The sequence below is a fragment of the Methylobacterium sp. UNC300MFChir4.1 genome (genome assembly GCF_900110155.1).
Classification (GTDB): domain Bacteria; phylum Pseudomonadota; class Alphaproteobacteria; order Rhizobiales; family Beijerinckiaceae; genus Methylobacterium.
Genome location: NZ_FOCS01000017.1, coordinates 66,734 through 84,585 on the forward strand (window position 1 = coordinate 66,734; position 17,852 = coordinate 84,585).

Annotated in this window: 18 protein-coding genes; 10 read left to right on the plus strand and 8 right to left on the minus strand. The window is 72.2% G+C overall.

The window, feature by feature from the left end; all coding sequences use genetic code 11:
* Positions 1-60: 60 nt before the first annotated feature.
* Together BMY19_RS21175 and BMY19_RS21180 are read left to right on the plus strand one after the other, a co-directional pair.
* Positions 61-951 carry a LysR family transcriptional regulator gene (locus BMY19_RS21175; protein WP_100252851.1) on the plus strand — a complete coding sequence of 297 codons (891 nt, stop codon included), beginning with the start codon at positions 61-63 and terminating at the stop codon, positions 949-951.
* A 99-nt stretch (positions 952-1,050) separates the two neighbouring features.
* A complete protein-coding gene (locus BMY19_RS21180) occupies positions 1,051-2,343 on the plus strand; it encodes an ArgE/DapE family deacylase (RefSeq protein WP_100252852.1) in 1,293 nt (430 codons plus the stop codon).
* A 113-nt stretch (positions 2,344-2,456) separates the two neighbouring features.
* Here BMY19_RS21180 and BMY19_RS21185 read toward each other — a convergent pair whose 3' ends face one another.
* Together BMY19_RS21185 and BMY19_RS21190 are read right to left on the minus strand one after the other, a co-directional pair.
* Complete coding sequence (locus BMY19_RS21185; RefSeq protein WP_100252853.1) at positions 2,457-3,518, minus strand: SDR family oxidoreductase; 1,062 nt, start codon at positions 3,516-3,518, stop codon at positions 2,457-2,459.
* A 226-nt stretch (positions 3,519-3,744) separates the two neighbouring features.
* Positions 3,745-5,079 carry an omega-aminotransferase AptA gene (locus tag BMY19_RS21190; RefSeq protein WP_100252854.1) on the minus strand — a complete coding sequence of 445 codons (1,335 nt, stop codon included), beginning with the start codon at positions 5,077-5,079 and terminating at the stop codon, positions 3,745-3,747.
* A 167-nt stretch (positions 5,080-5,246) separates the two neighbouring features.
* On the opposite strand from BMY19_RS21190, the gene BMY19_RS21195 reads away from it, so the two are divergent.
* From BMY19_RS21195 to BMY19_RS21205, 3 genes are all read left to right on the plus strand, one after another.
* On the plus strand, positions 5,247-5,807 hold the full coding sequence (locus BMY19_RS21195) for a cupin domain-containing protein (protein WP_100252855.1): 561 nt from the start codon (positions 5,247-5,249) through the stop codon (positions 5,805-5,807).
* 118 nt (positions 5,808-5,925) lie between these two features.
* Positions 5,926-7,245, plus strand: a complete 1,320-nt coding sequence (locus BMY19_RS21200; RefSeq protein WP_100252856.1) for an MFS transporter — start codon at positions 5,926-5,928, stop codon at positions 7,243-7,245.
* Positions 7,246-7,313: 68 nt separating this feature from the next.
* Positions 7,314-7,511, plus strand: coding sequence for a hypothetical protein (locus BMY19_RS21205; RefSeq protein WP_091682246.1), 198 nt, complete (start codon positions 7,314-7,316; stop codon positions 7,509-7,511).
* Positions 7,512-7,611: 100 nt separating this feature from the next.
* Here the strand turns inward: BMY19_RS21205 and BMY19_RS21210 are convergent, their stop codons facing one another.
* From BMY19_RS21210 to BMY19_RS21220, 3 genes are all read right to left on the minus strand, one after another.
* The gene (locus tag BMY19_RS21210) at positions 7,612-8,481 is read right to left on the minus strand and encodes an amidohydrolase family protein (protein ID WP_100252857.1); all 870 of its coding nucleotides are present in this window, start codon (positions 8,479-8,481) and stop codon (positions 7,612-7,614) included.
* Positions 8,482-8,483: 2 nt separating this feature from the next.
* Positions 8,484-9,788: an MFS transporter gene (locus BMY19_RS21215; RefSeq protein ID WP_026604804.1), complete on the minus strand. Its 1,305-nt coding sequence runs from the start codon at positions 9,786-9,788 to the stop codon at positions 8,484-8,486.
* A 139-nt stretch (positions 9,789-9,927) separates the two neighbouring features.
* Positions 9,928-10,461: a hypothetical protein gene (locus BMY19_RS21220; protein WP_091927252.1), complete on the minus strand. Its 534-nt coding sequence runs from the start codon at positions 10,459-10,461 to the stop codon at positions 9,928-9,930.
* Positions 10,462-10,684: 223 nt separating this feature from the next.
* On the opposite strand from BMY19_RS21220, the gene BMY19_RS21225 reads away from it, so the two are divergent.
* Positions 10,685-11,434, plus strand: a complete 750-nt coding sequence (locus BMY19_RS21225) for a phosphodiester glycosidase family protein (protein ID WP_091927307.1) — start codon at positions 10,685-10,687, stop codon at positions 11,432-11,434.
* 9 nt (positions 11,435-11,443) lie between these two features.
* Here BMY19_RS21225 and BMY19_RS21230 read toward each other — a convergent pair whose 3' ends face one another.
* A complete protein-coding gene (locus BMY19_RS21230) occupies positions 11,444-12,562 on the minus strand; it encodes an NADH:flavin oxidoreductase/NADH oxidase (protein WP_100252858.1) in 1,119 nt (372 codons plus the stop codon).
* A 187-nt stretch (positions 12,563-12,749) separates the two neighbouring features.
* Here BMY19_RS21230 and BMY19_RS21235 point away from each other — a divergent pair, with 187 nt between their 5' ends.
* Entirely contained in the window at positions 12,750-13,223 is a 474-nt protein-coding gene (locus BMY19_RS21235; RefSeq protein ID WP_020092407.1) for a phospholipase A2 family protein, read from the plus strand.
* A gap of 48 nt (positions 13,224-13,271) precedes the next feature.
* On the opposite strand, the gene BMY19_RS21240 is transcribed toward BMY19_RS21235, so the two are convergent.
* Both BMY19_RS21240 and BMY19_RS21245 read right to left on the minus strand, forming a co-directional pair.
* Entirely contained in the window at positions 13,272-15,200 is a 1,929-nt protein-coding gene (locus BMY19_RS21240; RefSeq protein ID WP_100252859.1) for a propionyl-CoA synthetase, read from the minus strand.
* Positions 15,201-15,404: 204 nt separating this feature from the next.
* The gene (locus BMY19_RS21245; RefSeq protein ID WP_012318068.1) at positions 15,405-15,587 is read right to left on the minus strand and encodes a YdcH family protein; all 183 of its coding nucleotides are present in this window, start codon (positions 15,585-15,587) and stop codon (positions 15,405-15,407) included.
* Between the two features lie 131 nt (positions 15,588-15,718).
* On the opposite strand from BMY19_RS21245, the gene BMY19_RS21250 reads away from it, so the two are divergent.
* The 3 genes from BMY19_RS21250 (at position 15,719) to BMY19_RS21260 (ending at position 17,667) form a co-directional block, all read left to right on the plus strand.
* Positions 15,719-15,979: a YdcH family protein gene (locus BMY19_RS21250; RefSeq protein WP_244527029.1), complete on the plus strand. Its 261-nt coding sequence runs from the start codon at positions 15,719-15,721 to the stop codon at positions 15,977-15,979.
* A 78-nt stretch (positions 15,980-16,057) separates the two neighbouring features.
* A complete protein-coding gene (gene purE, locus BMY19_RS21255) occupies positions 16,058-16,558 on the plus strand; it encodes a 5-(carboxyamino)imidazole ribonucleotide mutase (RefSeq protein ID WP_020092404.1) in 501 nt (166 codons plus the stop codon).
* Positions 16,555-17,667 (plus strand): 5-(carboxyamino)imidazole ribonucleotide synthase, encoded by a 1,113-nt coding sequence (locus BMY19_RS21260; RefSeq protein WP_091979844.1) that lies wholly within the window; start codon positions 16,555-16,557, stop codon positions 17,665-17,667. The genes purE and BMY19_RS21260 overlap by 4 nt, the downstream gene beginning before the upstream one ends.
* The last annotated feature ends 185 nt before the right edge of the window (positions 17,668-17,852 follow it).

Sequence of the window (17,852 nt, forward strand, 5' to 3'; positions counted from 1 at the left end):
CTCGCGCGGTGGCGGAAAAAATGATTCCTTCTGAAGGAAGGCATCGGAAAAGCAGATGGCATGAACAGCACCGACCTGATGTTCTTCGCGGCGGTGGCCGAGACCGGCGGCATCGGGCGGGCGGCGGCGCGGCTCAACACCGTCCAGTCCAACGTCACCGGCCGGATCCGCGCCCTGGAGCAGGCCCTGCGCGTGCCGCTCTTCCACCGCGGCAGCCGCGGTGTGACGCTGACCCGGGCGGGGGAGCGGCTCCTGCCCTACGCGCTCCAGGTCGGGCAGCTGCTCGCGGAGGCGCGCCACGCTCTGCTGGCCGAGGGCGAGCCGCGCGGCCCCCTGCGGATCGGCGCCATGGAGACGACCGCGGCCCTGCGCCTGCCCGGCCCGCTCGCGGATTTCGCCGCGCGTCACCCGGAGGTGGACATCGAGCTGGAAACCGGCCCGACCGAGCACCTGATCGCCCGGGTCCTCGACCGGAGCCTGGAGGGGGCCTTCGTGGCCGGCCCGGTCGCGCAGGCCGACCTCGCCGGGATCCCGGTCTTCACGGAGGAGCTGGTGCTGGTGGCGCACCCGGCCGTCGGCGACCTCGCGGCGCTGCTCGACCGGCTGGCCCGGGCGCGCGACGCGAAGGTGCTCGTGTTCCGGGCCGGCTGCTCGTACCGGAGGCGCCTGGAGGCGTTCCTGGCCCGCCAGGGCCTCGTGCATGTGCGACGCATGGAGTTCGGGACCCTCGACGGCATCCTCGGTTGCGTGGCGGCCGGCCTGGGCGTGACCCTGGTTCCGCGGGCCGTGGCAGAGCCGGCGCACCGCGCGGGCCGGGTCTCGGTTCACCCGGTGCCCGACGGGGACGGGCACGTCCCGACGCTGCTGGTCCACCGCGCCGACGACCGGCCGAGCGCGGCCTTCGCGCGGTTCGCCGAGCAGGTTCGGACGGCGCTCCCGGATGTGACTTAGGATCCCGGTTCCGGCACGCGCCATGCTGTCGGCAACCGCCGGTTGACAGCTGCCCGAGCCCGGGCGCTTCCTCTCGGCCGCAGACGGTTCGGAGTTCCCATGGCCCTCGACCCCACCCTCGCCGCCGAGATCGAAGCCTCCGTGGCGGAGGGTTTCGCCGATCAGGTCGCCCACACGCAGGCGCTGGTCCGGTTCGCGTCCCTGCGCGGGGAGGAGCATGCCTGCCAGGATTACGTGTTCGAGCAGTTCCGCGCGCGGGGCTACGCCACGGAGCGCTTCGCCATGGACCGGGCGGCCATCGCGGACCATCCGGGCGGCTCGAAGATCGACGCCGCGCACCATTCTGACGCGCCGATCGTCGTCTGCCACCACAGGCCGGGCACCGAGACCGGGCGCTCCCTGATCCTGCAGGCTCATGTCGACGTGGTGCCGCCCGGCCCCCTCGACCTCTGGACCCACCGGCCCTTCGACCCGGTGATCCAGGGCGACTGGATGTACGGCCGCGGCGCCGGCGACATGAAGGCCGGGCACGCCGCCAACCTGTTCGCCCTCGACGCCCTGGCGCGCCTCGGCCTGCAGCCGGCGGCCTCCGTGACGGTGCAGTCGGTGGTCGAGGAGGAATCCACCGGCAACGGCGCCCTGATGACCCATCTGCGCGGCTACCGCGCCGACGCCGTGCTGATCCCCGAGCCCGAGGACGAGAAGCTCGTGCGCGCCAATACCGGCGTGCTCTGGTTCACCGTCGAGGTGCGAGGCGTCCCGGTCCACGTGCGCGAGATGGGCGCCGGCGCCAACGCGATCGACGCCACTTACCGGGTGATCGGCGCGCTGCGCGAGGTCGAGGCCCGCTGGAACGCTGAGAAGGCCGCGCACCCGCATTTCGAGACCGAGGACCACCCGATCAATCTCAACATCGGCAAGATCGAGGGCGGCGACTGGGCCTCCTCGGTCCCGGCCTGGTGCCGGATCCACTGCCGGGTGGCGCTCTACCCGGGCGTCACCGCCGCGCAGGCCGCCGCCGAGATCGAGGCCGCGGTGGCGGGCTTCTCCCGCACCGACCCGTTCCTGGCCAACAGCCCGCCACGGGTGGTCTTCAACGGCTTCTTCGCCGAGGGTTACGTGCTGGAGGAAGGCTCGGAGGCCGAGGCGGTGCTCGGCCGCGCCCACGAGCGGGTGATCGGGTCGCCGCTCCAGAGCTTCATGACGGCGGGCTACCTCGATACCCGCGTCCACGCTCTCTACGATCGAGTGCCGGCCCTCTGCTACGGCCCGACCTCCCAGAACATCCACGGCTTCGACGAACGGGTCAGCCTCGCCTCGGTGAAGCGGATCACGACCGCCATGGCGCTGTTCGTGGCCGAGTGGTGCGGGACGGAGCGGAAGGTCTCCTGATCCGCCGCCGTCTTTGCGAGCGCAGCGAAGCAATCCAGGGCAGCGCTGCGCTCACGGGCGTCGTGCATCCCTGGGTCGCGTCGCTTCGCTCGCGATGACGGCGGTGCTCGCCGTCAGGGGATCAGCCGGTCCGCGCGGAGCTGGGCGAACAGGTCGTAGAACGCGTCGTCGGTCGGCTGGTAGGTCGTGAAGCCGAGGCGGCGGCTCTTGCTCATGTCGGTGACGACCTCGATCGGCCGCCCGAGATCGGCATCCGTGTGCCAGGGAGAGGCCAGCTTGGTGAGATCCGGCTCGGCGAGGCCGTGGCGCGCCGCGATCTCGGCCCAGGCCGGGCCGTCCTGCGCCATCCGGGGCTCGAGCGGCCGGTGCGTGCCGTCGAACGGCACCGCCTCGATCCCGAACCAGGCGGCGATCCGACCCCACATCCAGCTCCAGCGGAAGACGTCGCCGTCGACGACGTTGAACGCCTCGTTGGCGGCCCTCGGCTCCGTCGATGCCCAGAGCAGCTGGCGGGCGAGGAGCCGCGCGTCGGTCATGTCGGTCAGGCCGTTCCACTGCGCGGCCGAGCCCGGGAAGACGAACGGGCGTCCCAGCTCCCGGCACAGGGTGGCGTAGCAGGCGAGCGTCGTGCCCATGTTCATGGCGTTGCCCACCGCCTTGCCGATGATCGTGTGCGGGCGGTGGACGCTCCAGGTGAAGCCGTCGCGGGCGGCGGCCGCGAACACGGCATCCTCCTGCGCGTAGTAGAAGTTCTCGATGTCGAGGCGGCCCTGGTCCTCGCGGAACGGCGTCTGCGGCAGGGTGCCTTTGCCGTAGGCCTCGAACGGGCCGAGATAGTGCTTCAGCCCGGTCACCAGGGCGACGTGGCGGACGCTCTTCTTGGGGCGGAGCGCGTCGAGCAGGTTCTCCACCATCGCCCGGTTGACGCGGATCATCTCCGCCTCGGTCGGGCGCCGCTGCCAGGTCGCGAGGAACACGTGGCTCGGGGCGAGGTCGGAGAGCGCCTCCGCCAGGGAGGCCGGATCCTGCAGGTCGCCGGCCACCGGCACGACGCCGTCCTGCCGCACGGGGTGGCGGGCGAGGCCCGCGACGTGCCAGCCCTCTTGGTGGAGCAGCGCCGCGGTGGCGCTGCCGACGATCCCGCTGGCGCCGACGATCAGGGCGGTGTTCGACATGGAAACCCTCGTGCCCGGCTTAAATCCGGGTCCGGGGCAGATGGGCGCGGGTGGTGTCGCGACAACCCCGCCGCGCGGCGGGGACGCCTGTGCGGCGCGCAAGGGTTGTGTGATCGCGAGCCCCACGTCATCGCGCGCGGAGCGAAGCGACCCACGGCAGCGCGCGGTTTCGAACCGTGGCGCGACCCTGGATTGCTTCGCTCCGCTCGCAAAGACGGGAGCGCTCTTAGGCGACCCGGTCGATCGCGGCGCCGAGGATGTCGACGATCTCGCCGATCTGGCCGCGCTCTATGATCAGAGGCGGCGAGAGGGCGATGATGTCGCCGGTCACCCGGGTGAGCAGGCCGCGCTCGAAGCAATCGACGAACACGTCGTAGGCGCGCTTGCCCGGCGCGTCCGGCCGCGGCGCCAGCTCGACGCCGGCGACGAGCCCGATGGTGCGGATGTCGATGACGCCCTTGCGCCCGCGCAGATCGTGGATCGCTGCCGCCCAGTCGTCGGCGATGTCGGCGACGCGGGTGAGGAGCCCCTCCTCCCGGTAGATGTCCAGCGTCGCGAGGCCGGCCGCGCAGGCGATCGGGTGCCCGGAATAGGTGTAGCCGTGGAACAGCTCGATTCCGTCCGGGCCCTGCATCAGCGCGTCGTGGACCGCGCGGCTCGCGAAGACCGCGCCCATCGGCACCGTGCCGTTGGTCAGGCCCTTGGCGCTGGTCACGAGGTCCGGGACCACGCCGAAGAAGTCGGTCGCGAACGGCGCGCCGAGGCGGCCGAAGCCGGAAATCACCTCGTCGAAGATCAGCAGGATGCCGTGCTTCGTGCAGATCTCGCGCAGGCGCTCGAGGTAGCCCTTCGGCGGGATCAGCACGCCGGTCGAGCCCGCCACCGGCTCGACGATGCAGGCCGCGATGGTCTCGGCCCCGTGCAGCGCCACGAGCCGCTCCAGATCCTCGGCGAGCTCCGCCCCGTGCTCGGGCTGGCCCTTCACGAAGGCGTTGCGGGCCGGGTCGTGGGTATGGCGCAGGTGGTCGGTGCCGTTGAGCTGCGGGAAGACCCGCCGGTTCGACACGATGCCGCCGACCGACAGGCCGCCGAAGCCGACGCCGTGATAGCCGCGCTCGCGGCCGACGAGCCGGGTCCGCGTCCCCTGCCCGATCGCCCGCTGGTAGGCGAGCGCTATCTTGAGGGCGGTGTCGACCGATTCCGAGCCGGAATTGGTGAAGAACACCCGGTCGAGGCGATTGTCCGGACCGCCCGGGGCGATCTCGGCCAGCCGCTCGGCGAACTCGAAGGCGACGGGGTGACCCATCTGGAAGGTCGGGGCGAAGTCGAGGGTCGCGAGCTGGCGCTCCACCGCGGCGGCGATGCCCCGCCGCCCGTGGCCGGCGTTGACGCACCAGAGGCCCGCGGAGCCGTCGAGGACCTTGCGGCCGTCGTCGGCGGTGTAGTGCATGCCCTCGGCCGAGACGAGCAGGCGCGGCGCCGCCTTGAACTGGCGGTTGGCCGTGAACGGCATCCAGAAGGCGTCCATCGCGGGCGTGTTGCGGAGCGGATGGTCGGTCATGGGGCGGTTCTCCGGGACGGGCGACGCGGATCGGCGGCGGGACCAGGGGACACCTTCGCCGATCGGGCAACAAGTCCTTTTCTGGTCGCCGCCAACCCCTTGCAGGATCGAGGCCGCGGGTGGCACCGTTGCGGGATCCGCAACACCTGAAACGGGCCTTCAGCCGGATGAGCATCGATGTCGGCGCGCGCCTGCGCTTCGTTCGCGCCCGCCACGGCCTGTCGCAGCGGACGCTGGCCAAGCGGGCCGGGGTGACCAATTCCGCGATCTCGCTGATCGAGGCGAATCGCGTGAACCCGTCGGTGGGCGCCCTGAAGCGGATCCTCGACGGGGTGCCGATCGGCATGGCCGAGTTCTTCGCCCTGGAGCCGGAGCCGGAGCGCAAGGCGTTCTTCGCCGCCGAGGACCTCACCGAGATCGGCCGCCGGGCCACCAAGGGGGCGATCTCGTACCGTCAGGTCGGCGACAGCCTGTTCGGGCGCAAGCTCCAGATCCTCAAGGAGCGCTACGAGCCGGGCGCCGATACCGGCCGGGTGCCGCTCTCCCACGAGGGCGAGGAGGGCGGCATCGTGCTCTCCGGGCGCCTGGAGGTCACGGTGGATGCCGAGCGCCGGATCCTCGGCCCCGGCGACGCCTACAGCTTCGACAGCCGCCGCCCGCACCGGTTCCGCTGCGTCGGGCCCAACCCCTGCGAGGTGGTGAGCGCCTGCACGCCGCCGAGCTTCTAAGACGGAGCCCGGCTGCGGCGGATGAAACGCCCGCCCTGTCGCGTGCAGGCGTTGCGGTCGGCCGGCAGACTGGCGCATGCAGGGCGGCGTTTGAATTCATAATGCCGCGCGAGGATCGATGGCCGTCACCACCGCCGCCCCGGCCGCCGGGCCCGGACAGAACCAGTCGGCGCGCGCGGCGCTGGCGGCCTTCGTGGGCACCACGATCGAGTGGTACGACTTCTTCATCTACGGCACGGCGGCGGCGCTGGTGTTCGGGCCGCTCTTCTTCACGACCGAATCCCCCTACATCGCGACGCTCTCGGCCTTCGGGACCTTCGCGGTCGGCTTCCTCGCCCGGCCGCTGGGCGGTCTGATCTTCGGGCATCTCGGCGACCGGTTCGGGCGCAAGCGCGCCCTGGTGGCGACGCTCGTGATGATGGGCATCGCGACCTCGTGTATCGGCCTGCTGCCGACCTACGCGTCGGTCGGCCTCTGGGCGCCGGTGATGCTGGTCGTCCTGCGGCTGATCCAGGGGCTCGCGGTCGGCGGCGAGTGGGGCGGGGCGGTGCTGATGGCCGCCGAGCACGCGCCGGCCGGGCGCAACACCTTCTTCGCCTCCTTCGCGCAGCTCGGCAGCCCGGCCGGGCAGATCCTGTCGCTGCTGGCCTTCCGGCTCGCGGGCCTCCTCGACAAGGAGAGCTTCCTGACCTGGGGCTGGCGGGTGCCGTTCCTCGTCAGCATCCTGCTGCTCGGCGTCGGGCTCGCGATCCGCCTCGGCGTCGCGGAATCCCCGGCCTTCGAGAAGGCCCGGGCCGCCGGCGGGCCGCCGCCGGCGCCGGTGCGCGAGGTGCTGACGACCTGCCTGAAGCCGGTGCTGCTGGCGGCGGGGGCCAACACCTTCGCGATCGCCTCGGTCTACCTGTTCAACACCTTCATGATCGCGTTCACCACGCAGTATCTCGGCATCGCGCGGGCGACGATCCTCGACGCCCTGCTGATCGCCGCCGTGGTCCAGCTGGTGATGACCCCGGTGGGCGCCCGGATCGCCGAGCTGATCCGCAACGAGCGTCTGTTCCTCCAGGGGACGCTGGTCTGGGCGATGCTGGCCCCCTACCCGCTGTTCTGGCTGGTCGAGACCAAGTCTGTGCCGCTGATCGTGCTGGGTCTCGCCCTCAACGTGGTCGGCAGCGCGACCTTCTACGCGGTGATCGCCGGCTACCTCGCGGGCGCCTTCCCGACGCGGGTGCGCTACACGGCGATCTCGATCGCGTACCAGTTCTGCGGGGCGCTCGCCGGCGGCCTGACGCCGATCGTCGGCACCGTGCTGGCCGAGCGCTTCCAGGGCCACTGGTGGCCGATCGCGGTGTTCGGCACGGCGCTGGCCGGCGTGTCGTTCCTGTGCGTCACGGCGATCGGCGGCTACCGGGCGCGGCAGCGGGGTTTCCTCGACGGGTGAGCGCGACCGGTCAAAGGCGCCGGATCCGGGTAACGCGGGATTCAGACCGGTGGTCCAGGATCGGCGGCATGGATTCGATCGCCGCAGCCGCCGTCCAGATGCTGGGTTCGTCCCAGAACCAGCAGATCGGCATCGCCGTCGCCAAGCAGCAGCTCTCCGCCGACAAGGCGGTCGCCGGGCTGGTGGCGGACAGCGCCGCCCAGGCGGCGAGCGCCGGCCCGCCGGCCCCTCCCGGACAGGGCCAGAGCGTCGACCTGCGGGTCTGACGGAAGCCCCGCGCTCCGCTTTCCGGGCCTCGCGCGATCCCGGGTCGCTGCGCTGCGCGCGATGACGGCGGGCTCCTCGGCGGCCTGTGAGCGGCCGCCCCTACCCGAAGCCGTAGAGCCGCCGCGGGTTGTCGACGAAAACCATCCGGCGCCTGTCCGCGTCCGGCACCCAGTCGGCCATCAGGTCGAGGAGGTCCCGCGTCCGCGGCGGCCCGTCCCAGGCGGCCACGTGCGGCCAGTCCGAGCCCCAGAGGCAGCGGTCCGGCGCGGCGTCGTTGAGCGCCCGGGCGAAGGGGATCGTGTCGGCGTAGGGGGGCCCGGTGACGGAGTCCCGGAAGGCGCCCGAGAGCTTCACCCAGTTGCCGTCGGCGACGAGGCCGAGCAGTGCCCGGAACCCCGGATGGTCCACGCCCGCCGAGGTCGGCATGTGGCCCATATGGTCGAAGACCAGCGGCACGGGCAGCCGCGACAGGCGGCCGGCGATCGGCGGCAGCTCGCGGGCATCGAGCAGGAACTGGAGGTGCCAGCCCATCTCGCGGGCGAGCGCCCCGTAGGACTCGACCGCGTCGAGCCCGACCCCGCCGCCGAACAGGACGTTGAGGCGCAGGCCGACCACGCCGGCCTCTTTCAGCGCGGCGAGCTCGGCGTCGGGCAAGCCGAGCGGGATCACCGCGACGCCGCGCAGGCGCCGCCGGTGGGCGCGCAGCGTCTCGACCATCAGCCGGTTGTCGGTGCCGTGCACGCTGACCTGGATCAGCACGCCGTTGGCCATGCCGGTCCCGTCGAGCATCGCCAGATACCGCTCGGCCGGCGCCGCCGGGGGCGTGTAGCTGCGGTCCGCCACCAGGGGATAGTCCGGCGGCAGGCCGATGACGTGGGCGTGCGTGTCGACCGCGCCCTCCGGCACGGCGTAGCGGGTCGGGCCTTCCGGATGCGGGTCCGGGGCGGGGCAGTCTCGGATCTCGGGCATGATCAGGAATCCGCGTGCAGGACCTTGCCGCGCGTCTCGGGCAGCGCGAAGGCCGCCAGGAAGAAGATCCCGTAGGCGACGGCCGCGAAGATCGCGATGGCCGAGGCGAGACCGGCGCGCTCCGCGAGGTAGCCGACCAGCGCCGGGAACAGGGCGCCGATGCCGCGGCCGAAATTGTAGCAGAACCCCTGCCCCGAGCCGCGCAGGCGGGTCGGGTACAGTTCGGTCAGGAAGGCGCCCATGCCGGAGAAGTAGCCGGAGGCGAAGAAGCCCAGCGGGAAGCCCAGCACCCAGAGCACGCCGTTCGAGAGCGGGATCTGCGTGTAGGCCACGATCACCGCGATGGCGCCAAGCGAGAAGATCAGGAACAGCGGCCGCCGGCCGAGCCGGTCGGCGAGCCACGCGCCCACGAGGTAGCCGGTGAACGAGCCGATGATCAGGGCCGCGAGGTAGCCGGTGGAGGACACGATCGACAGGTGGCGCTCTGTGGTCAGGAAGCGCGGCACCCAGGTGGTGATCGCGTAGTAGCCGCCCTGGCAGCCCGCCGCCGCCAGCGAGGCGAGCAGCGTCGTCTTGAGGATCGGGCCGGAGAAGATCTCCCAGATCTGCGGCCGGTCGCCCGTGGCGGCGGCCCGGGCGCGGGATTCGGCGGCGACCTCCGGCTCCTTCACGTAGCGGCGCAGGTAGAACACCAGCAGCGCCGGCAGCGCGCCCACCGCGAACATCCAGCGCCACGCGGTCTCGGGCGGCAGAAGCGAGAACAGCACCGCCTGCGACAGGACCGCGAGGCCCCAGCCGATCGCCCAGCCGGACTGGACCGAGCCCACCGCCCGGCCGCGATACTCGGCCCGGATCGTCTCGCCGATCAGCACGGCGCCGGCCGCCCACTCGCCGCCGAAGCCGAGGCCGAGCAGCGCCCGCGCGATGAGCAGCTGCTCGAAGTTCTGGACGAAGGCGCAGAGGAGGGAGAACAGCGAGAACCAGAGGATCGTGATCTGCAGCGTCAGCACCCGGCCGATGCGGTCGGCGACGAAGCCCGCGAGCCAGCCGCCGAGCGCCGAGGCCAGCAGCGTCACCGTGGCGGCGAGCCCGGCCGTGCCGGCATCGACGTGCCACAGCGCCATGATCGTGCCGATCACCAGCGGGTAGATCATGAAGTCCATGCCGTCGAGGCACCAGCCGGCGGCGCACGCCCAGAAGGTGTGCCGCTCCGGCGGCGTCATCGATCGGTAGAAGGCGGTGAGGCTGGCGTCGCGGATCTCGACCGCGTCCACGCCCGTGGGCCCCTGCCCGGTTGCTGAACTCATCACCGCCTCCCGCCGCCCGATACCAGTATCAGCGTCCCAGGCAGAGCTGTCCAACGATGCGGCGGTTCACGCAAGCAACCGGAAAGGAAAAGGCCGCCCGGAGGCGGCCTGTCCCGTTCTTTTCACGCTCGATCGACGCTCAGTAGCAGCGCTCGACCAGAACCCGCCGGTAGCCGTAGGGAGTCCAGCGCACCCGCGGGACCGTGTAACAGCCGCCGCCGTAGCCGTAATCGCCGCCGTACCCGTAGCCGACGGGGGCGTAGCCGCCGCCGTAACCGTAGCCGTAACCCGGGTAGCCGTAGCCGCCGTAGAGGCCCCCGGCCGCGAGGCCGAGCCCGACGCCGAGGCCCAGGCCACCGAGCCCGTAGCCGTAGCCGCCGCGGTAGCCGTAACCGCCGCGCCAGCCGTAGCCCCGGCCGTAGAAGCCGCGGCCGTAGCCGAAGCCGCCCGGACGGAAGCCGACGCCGCGGAAGCCGCCTCCGAACCCGCCGTTGCGGAAGCCGCCGAACCCGCCGCCGCGGAAGCCGCCGCCGAACCCGCCACCGTGGAAGCCGCCGCCGAAACCGCCGCCATGGAAGCCGCCGCCGCCGAAGCCGCGCGCGTCCGCGCTGGCCGGCGCCAAGGCCAGAGCACCCGCCGCCAGCAGGGCCGAGCCGAGCACTGCACCCTTCATCACGTCATCTCCGTGGAAACACGCCCTCTGCGGCTAAGAACGCTCGAACCGGCAAAACGGTCCAGCCCCGGCCGCGGCGCGCGGTCGCGAGACCCACCCGGCCGCGTCCGGACCCATCCGGGCGCGGCTCGGACACGAAATTCGCCGCTTTCCAGGGCGAAGGGCGGCCCGAACGAGCTTCGCCGTCCCCGACTCGCCGTCCCCGAGCTGCCTGGAACGAATGATGATGCTGCGCCCGGCTCACGCCCTCTTGATCACGCTGCTCGCCCTCGCGGCCCCGGCCCGGGCGGCCGCCCCGGCCGCGACGGAGCCCTGCCGGGCGGTCGAGGCGCAGGGTGAGACCTTCACGGTCTGTACCATCGACCTCCGGAAGCAGCGGCTGCGGCTGTTCTGGCTCCAAGACGACGGCAAGCCCTACGGCGCCCTCGGCACCCTCGCCGAGAAGCAGGGCGGCCGCCTCGCCTTCGCGATGAACGCCGGCATGTACGACAAGGACCAGGCGCCGGTCGGCCTCTACGTCGAGAACGGGCACGAGCTGAAGCGCGTCTCCACGGCGGACGGGCCGGGCAATTTCCACCTGAAGCCCAACGGGATCTTCTGGCTGAAGGGTGAGCGCGCCGGGGTGGTCGACACGTCCCGCTACCTGCGGGCGAAGATCCGGCCGGATTTCGCCACGCAGTCCGGGCCGATGCTGGTGATCGACGGCCAGATCCACCCGAAGATCGCCGCCGACGGGCCGAGCCAGAAGATCCGCAACGGCGTCGGCGTGCCCGGCGACGGGCACGTGGCGATCTTCGCGATCTCCGAGCGCCCGGTGACCTTCGGCGCCTTCGCGCGGCTGTTCCGCGACGATCTCGGCTGCCGGAACGCCCTATTCCTCGACGGCTCGGTCTCCAGCCTCTACGCGCCAAACCTCGGCCGCACCGACATCAGCCGCCCTCTCGGGCCGCTGGTCGGCGCGCTGCCGCGGTGAGGGCCGCCCTCAGCGCTGACCGAAGGCCGTGTCCTTGAACAGGTCTTTGTACTCCCGCGGCTGCGAGCGCCAGTACTGCTTGGGCGCGCGCACCCGGGCGCCGAGCTCGGCGGCGGCGTGCCAGGGCCAGCGCGGATCGTACAGCATGGCGCGGGCGAGCGAGATCGCGTCCGCCCGGCCCTCCTGCAGGATCGTCTCCGCTTGGTGCGCCTCGGTGATCAGCCCGACCGCGATGGTGGTGAGGCCCGTCTCGGCCTTGATCCGCTCCGCGTAGGGCACCTGATAGCCCGGCCCGAGCCTGATCGCCTGCTTGGGCGAGACGCCGCCCGTGGAGACGTGGATCGCAGGGGAGCCGGCCTTCTTCAGGGCCTGGGCCAGCTCCACCGTCTCGTCGAGATCCCAGCCGTCCTCGACCCAGTCGGTGGCCGAGACCCGCAGCCAGACCGGGCTGCCGGCAGGCACGACATCCCGCACCGCGTCGTAGACCTCCAGGGGGAAGCGCATGCGGTTGGCGAGGCTGCCGCCGTATTCATCTGTCCGCTTGTTGGCGATCGGCGACAGGAACTGGTGCAGCAGGTAGCCGTGGGCGCCGTGCAACTCGACGGCCTCGATGCCGAGGCGCACGGCCCGCTTGGCGGTGGCCACGAACTGGTCGCGGACGCGCTTCAGGTCGGCGGCGTCGAGGGCGTGGGGCGGGACCTCGCCCTCGCCGTGCGCGACCGCCGAGGGCGCCTCGGTGCGCCAGCCGTGGGCGTGCTCCGGCGGGATCTGCTGGCCGCCGGCCCAGGGGGCCTCGCTGGAGGCCTTGCGCCCGGCATGGGCGATCTGGATGCAGACCGGGATCGGCGCGTATTCGCGCACGGCGTCGAGCACCCGGCCCAGCGCCCGCTCGCAGCCGTCGTTGTAGAGGCCGAGATCCCAGGCGGTGATCCGCGCTTCCGGGGAGACCGCGGTGGCCTCCAGGGTCAGCAGCCCCGCTCCGGACATTGCGAGCTGGCCGAGATGCATCATGTGCCAGTCGGTCGCCTCGCCGTCCCGCGCCGAGTACTGGCACATCGGCGCGACGAGGATGCGGTTCTCGAGCGTCAGCGCGTCGAGCGTCAGCGGTTCGAACAGGCGAGCGGTCATCGGCAACTCCTGGTGGAGGGTTCACTCTGGCCCAGGACGGGCGCGGCGGCCAGTGCGGTGCGGCAGAGCACCTCTGCGGGCGGGCGTTGCGGGAACTTGCGGATGTGGCCGCCCGTTTCCTGGCCTGTCGCCGCATCGCGGCAATCGACGCGAACCGCCTGAGGGGGCGAGATCGCCCGAGGTCCAGATGATGCTCACCAGACTCGCCGTCCCGCTCGCCCTGGCCGCCGGCTGCGCCGCCCTCGCGGGCACCGCCCAGGCCCAGCCCGCCGCCTTCGGCGGCCCCAAGATGCTGATCCACGGGAATTACTGCGGACCGGGCAACAACGCGCCGCTCCCGCCGATCGACGCCCTCGATGCCGCCTGCGCCCGCCACGACGCCTGTACGCCGAACGGCGGCCTGCCTTCGGAGGCCTGCAATCTCCGCCTGCAACAGGAGGCGACGCTGATCTCGCGCGATCCGCGGCAGCCGCAGGATGTCCGGTCCCTCGCCGGCCTCGTGGCCGCCACCGCGACGCTGATCCCGTCCGAGCCGAACGCCCGGCGCGTCCCGGCCTCGGTCACCACGGGTCCGACCGCGGGGACCTACGCGCCCGCCCTGACGCAGCCGGCGCCGACGGTCGATATCGACACCGACGACGACGGCGCCGACGCGGATTGAGGCGGGCCGCGATCGCCCGTCAACGCGCAAGCGGCGCGGTCCGGCACCCTACCGGTCCGCGCCGATCCCCCGGTCCTTCAGGCTGTCGCCGATCTCGTCGAGGGCCGCCGCGTCGTCGATCGTCGCCGGCATCGTCCAGGGCTCGTGATCGGCGATGCGCTTCATGGTGGCCCGCAGGATCTTGCCCGATCGGGTCTTGGGCAGCCGCGGCACGGTCAGCGCCAGCTTGAAGGCCGCCACCGGGCCGATCTCGTCCCGCACCTTGGCGACGAGTTCCCGCTCGATCGTCTCGGTCGGCCGGGCGACGCCGGCCTTCAGCACCACGAACCCGCAGGGCACCTCCCCCTTCAGCGCGTCGCGGATGCCGATGACCGCGCATTCCGCCACGTCCGGGTGGCTCGCCAGCACCGCCTCCATGCCGCCGGTGGACAGCCGGTGGCCCGCGACGTTGATGATGTCGTCGGTCCGTCCCAGGACCGTGATGTAGCCGTCGGCGTCGATCACCCCGGCATCCGACGTGTCGTAGTAGCCCGGGAAGGTGGCGAGGTAGCTCGACCGCATCCGGTCGTCCGAGCCCCAGAGCGTCGGCAGGCAGCCGGGCGGCAGGGGCAGGCGGATCGCGATGGTGCCCATGGTGCCCGCCGGAACCGGCTTGCCGCCCTCGTCCAGCACTTCGACCCGGTAGCCCGGCATCGGCACGCAGGTGCTGCCGTGCTTCACCGGCAGGAGGCCGAGGCCCATCGGGTTGCCGGCGATCGGCCAGCCGGTCTCGGTCTGCCACCAATGGTCGACCACCGGTCGGCCCAGCACGCGCTCGGCCCAGGCGACCGAGTCGGGATCGGCGCGCTCGCCCGCCAGGAACAGGCTGCGGAAGGCCGAGAGGTCGTGATCGGCGATCCGGGCGCCCTTCGAATCCTCCTTCTTGATCGCCCGCAGGGCCGTCGGCGCGGTGAACAGGCAGACCACCCCGTACTCGGCGACCACCCGCCAGAAGGCGCCGGCATCGGGCGTGCCGACAGGTTTCCCCTCGTAGAGGACCGTGGTGCAGCCGTGCAGGAGCGGCGCGTAGACGATGTAGGAGTGGCCGACGACCCAGCCGATGTCGGAGGCGCAGAAGTAGGTCTCGCCGGGCTGGACGCCGTAGAGGTTCGGCATCGACCAGGCCAGGGCGACGAGGTAGCCACCGGTATCGCGGACCACGCCCTTCGGCTTCCCGGTCGTGCCGGAGGTGTAGAGGACGTAGAGCGGGTCGGTGGCGGCGACCGGCACGCACGCCGCGCTCCGCCCCGCCGCCCGGGCGGCCGCGACGGTCTCACCCCAGTCGCGATCCCGGTCCGCGACGAGGGTCGCGGGCCCTTGCGGGCGCTGGAGGATCAGGCAGGCCTCCGGCTTGTGCCGCGAGGCCGCGATCGCCGCGTCGAGGAGCGGCTTGTAGGCGACCACGCGGTTCGGCTCGATCCCGCAGGAGGCGGCGAGCACCACCTTCGGCGCCGCGTCCTCGATCCGCACCGCCAGCTCGTTGGCGGCGAAGCCGCCGAACACCACCGAGTGGACCGCGCCGAGCCGGGCGCAGGCCAGCATGCCGAACAGCGCCTCGGGCACCATCGGCATGTACAGGATCACCCGGTCGCCCTTGCCGACGCCGAGGTCGGCCAGCACGGCGGCCAGCACCGCCACCTCGTCGCGCAGCGCCCGGTAGGTGATGCTGCGCTTGGTCCCGGTCACGGGCGAGTCGTAGCGGATCGCCACCTGATCCGCCCGGCCCCCGTCCGCGTGGCGGTCGACCGCGTTGTGGCAGGCGTTCAGGGTGCCGTCCGGGAACCAGCGTCCGTAGGGGCCGGAATCCGGCGCGAAGGCCCGCTCCGGCGCCCGCGCCCAGTCGAGGGCCCGCGCCGCGCCGAGCCAGAACGCCTCGGGGTCGCGGCAGGCCGATTCGTAGATCTCCGGGTAGCGGCCCTGCAGGCTGGCTCTCGTCATCGGTTGGGCGTTTCCTCGCGGACCGCTCTCCGGCGGCGGGTCGCAGAGTAGCCCATTCTCGCGCGCACGGGAGTGGCCACGGGAGGGAGTGGCCACGGGCGTGACGGCCGCGGCTCGGTGCCCCCAAAAGAAAACCGCCGCACCGGGGCTCCCGATGCGGCGGTCGTCAGCGTGAATTCGCTATCGTATTGGACGTCTCAGGCGTCAGTGCAACGTGTCGTTGCCCGCCTGGAGCTTGTTGATCTCGTCCTTGAGGAGGAGTTTCCGTCGCTTCAGCTCGGCGATGTGGAGGTCGTTCGCCGAAGGTCTGTGGATCGCTTCCTGAATCTCGCGCTCGAGGGCTTCGTGCTTCCGGGCGAGTTGGTTCAGATGCGTCTGCAGCGACATGAGTCGAATCTCCTGTCATCGTTTCGACACAACGAGATTGGCACAGGATGCCGGACCTGTCGAAGCGTTTTCTGCTGCTAAGTCTGATGATTGCTTACCGCGCCGCCTTGTCCGGCGCCGGAGCGTGACGCATGCTCTCGGGCGACGAACGGTCTTCGGGTTCTCAGGTGACGATGGCGGACGAGGCGGGTGAGGGTGCGCAGTCGGACCTCCAGGGCGAGCTGGCGCGGCTGCGCGAGGAGCACCGGGATCTCGACAGCGCCATCGAGGCGCTGGAGCGCAGCGTCGCCGGCGATCAACTCCAGATCCAGCGCCTGAAGAAGCGCAAGCTCACGCTGCGCGACCGCATCTATCACATCGAGGACGCGCTCACGCCGGACATCATCGCCTGATGCCGGTGGACGCCCTCCGGCCCCGCCTTGCCGCGGGCCCGCGCCGCCTGTAAGCGCCCTCTTTTGCCGGGATCAACGATGGCGTCGCCTCCTCCGGTCGCGATCATCATGGGCAGCCAGTCCGACTGGGCGACCATGCGTCATGCCGCCGAGACGCTCGACGCGCTCGGCGTACCGTACGACGCGCGCATCGTGTCGGCCCACCGCACGCCGGACCGGCTCGTCGCCTTCGCCAAGGGCGCGGTCGCGGCCGGCCTCAAGGTGGTGATCGCCGGTGCGGGCGGCGCCGCGCACCTGCCCGGCATGGCGGCCGCGATGACCCGCCTGCCGGTCTTCGGCGTGCCGGTGGAGTCGAAGGCCCTCTCCGGCCAGGACAGCCTGCTCTCCATCGTCCAGATGCCGGCGGGCATCCCGGTGGGGACCCTGGCGATCGGCCGGGCCGGGGCGGTGAACGCGGCCCTGCTCGCCGCCGCCGTCCTGGCGCTGACCGATCCGGACCTGGCGGAGCGCCTGGAGGCGTGGCGCGCGGCCCAGAGCGCCTCGGTGGCCGAACGGCCGGTGACGGAAGAGAACGCGTGACGGACAAGATCCTCGGCCCCGGCTCCATCCTCGGCATCGTCGGTGGGGGCCAGCTCGGGCGCATGATCGCGCTCGCGGCGGCCGATTACGGCCTCAAGGCGCATGTCTACGCGCCCGACGCGGACAGCCCCGCCTTCGACGTGGCCGCCCGGACCACCTGCGCGGCCTACGACGACGCCGCGGCGCTGGCGGATTTCGCCCGCGGCGTCGACGTCGTGACCTACGAGTTCGAGAACATCCCGCACGCCACCGCCGACGTGCTGGCCCGGCACGCCGTCCTGCACCCGAACGCGCGCGCGCTCTCGACCACGCAGGACCGGCTCTCCGAGAAGGAGTTCATCAACGGCCTGGGCATTCCGACGGCGCCGTTCCGGGCGGTGGACACGCCCGACGACCTCGACCGGGCGATCGAGGTGATCGGCCTGCCGGCCGTGCTCAAGACCCGCCGCTTCGGCTACGACGGCAAGGGGCAGCGCATGCTCCGCGAGCGGGCCGAGGGCGACCGCAATGCCCTGTTCGCCGAGTTCGGCGGCGCGCCGCTGATCCTGGAGGGCTTCGTGCCGTTCGAGCGCGAGGTCTCGGTGGTGGGCGCGCGCGGGCGCGACGGCAGCTTCGCGGCCTACGACCTCTGCGAGAACGAGCACCGCGACCACATCCTCGCGCTGACCCGGGTGCCGGCGCCCGGCGTGTCCGCCGAGACGGGCCGCGCCGCCGTCGAGATCGCCCGGCGGATCGCCGACGCCCTCGACTATGTCGGCGTGCTCGCCGTCGAGATGTTCCTCGTCCGCGAGGACGGGGCGGAGCGGCTCGTGGTCAACGAGATCGCGCCCCGGGTGCACAATTCCGGCCACTGGACCAGCGAGGGCGCGCTGACCTCGCAGTTCGCCCAGCACGTCCGGGCCGTCTGCGGCTGGCCGCTGGGCGATGCGGGCCGGGTCGGCGGCCTGCCCGTCGAGATGCGCAACCTGATCGGCGCCCAGGCCGACGACTGGCACGCCCTGCTGGCCGAGCCCGGCGCCCACCTGCACCTGTACGGCAAGGGCGAGGCGCGCCCCGGCCGCAAGATGGGCCACGTCACGCGCCTCGGGCCGGGTCCGACCGGATCCTGAGGCTTCGAGGGCACACCCGCGTCGCCGCGTGATCGCCGGAGGGCCGTCCGCGGCCCCGCGGAACGGTCGAGCCATACCTTCGCCACATCCCGCCGCTTCCACGACAGTGTGGTCGGTTCCGAATGCTGCCGCTCGAGCCCGCCCGCACCGCTCCGGTCCCGCCGGGACCGGCGGGGGCCGGATCA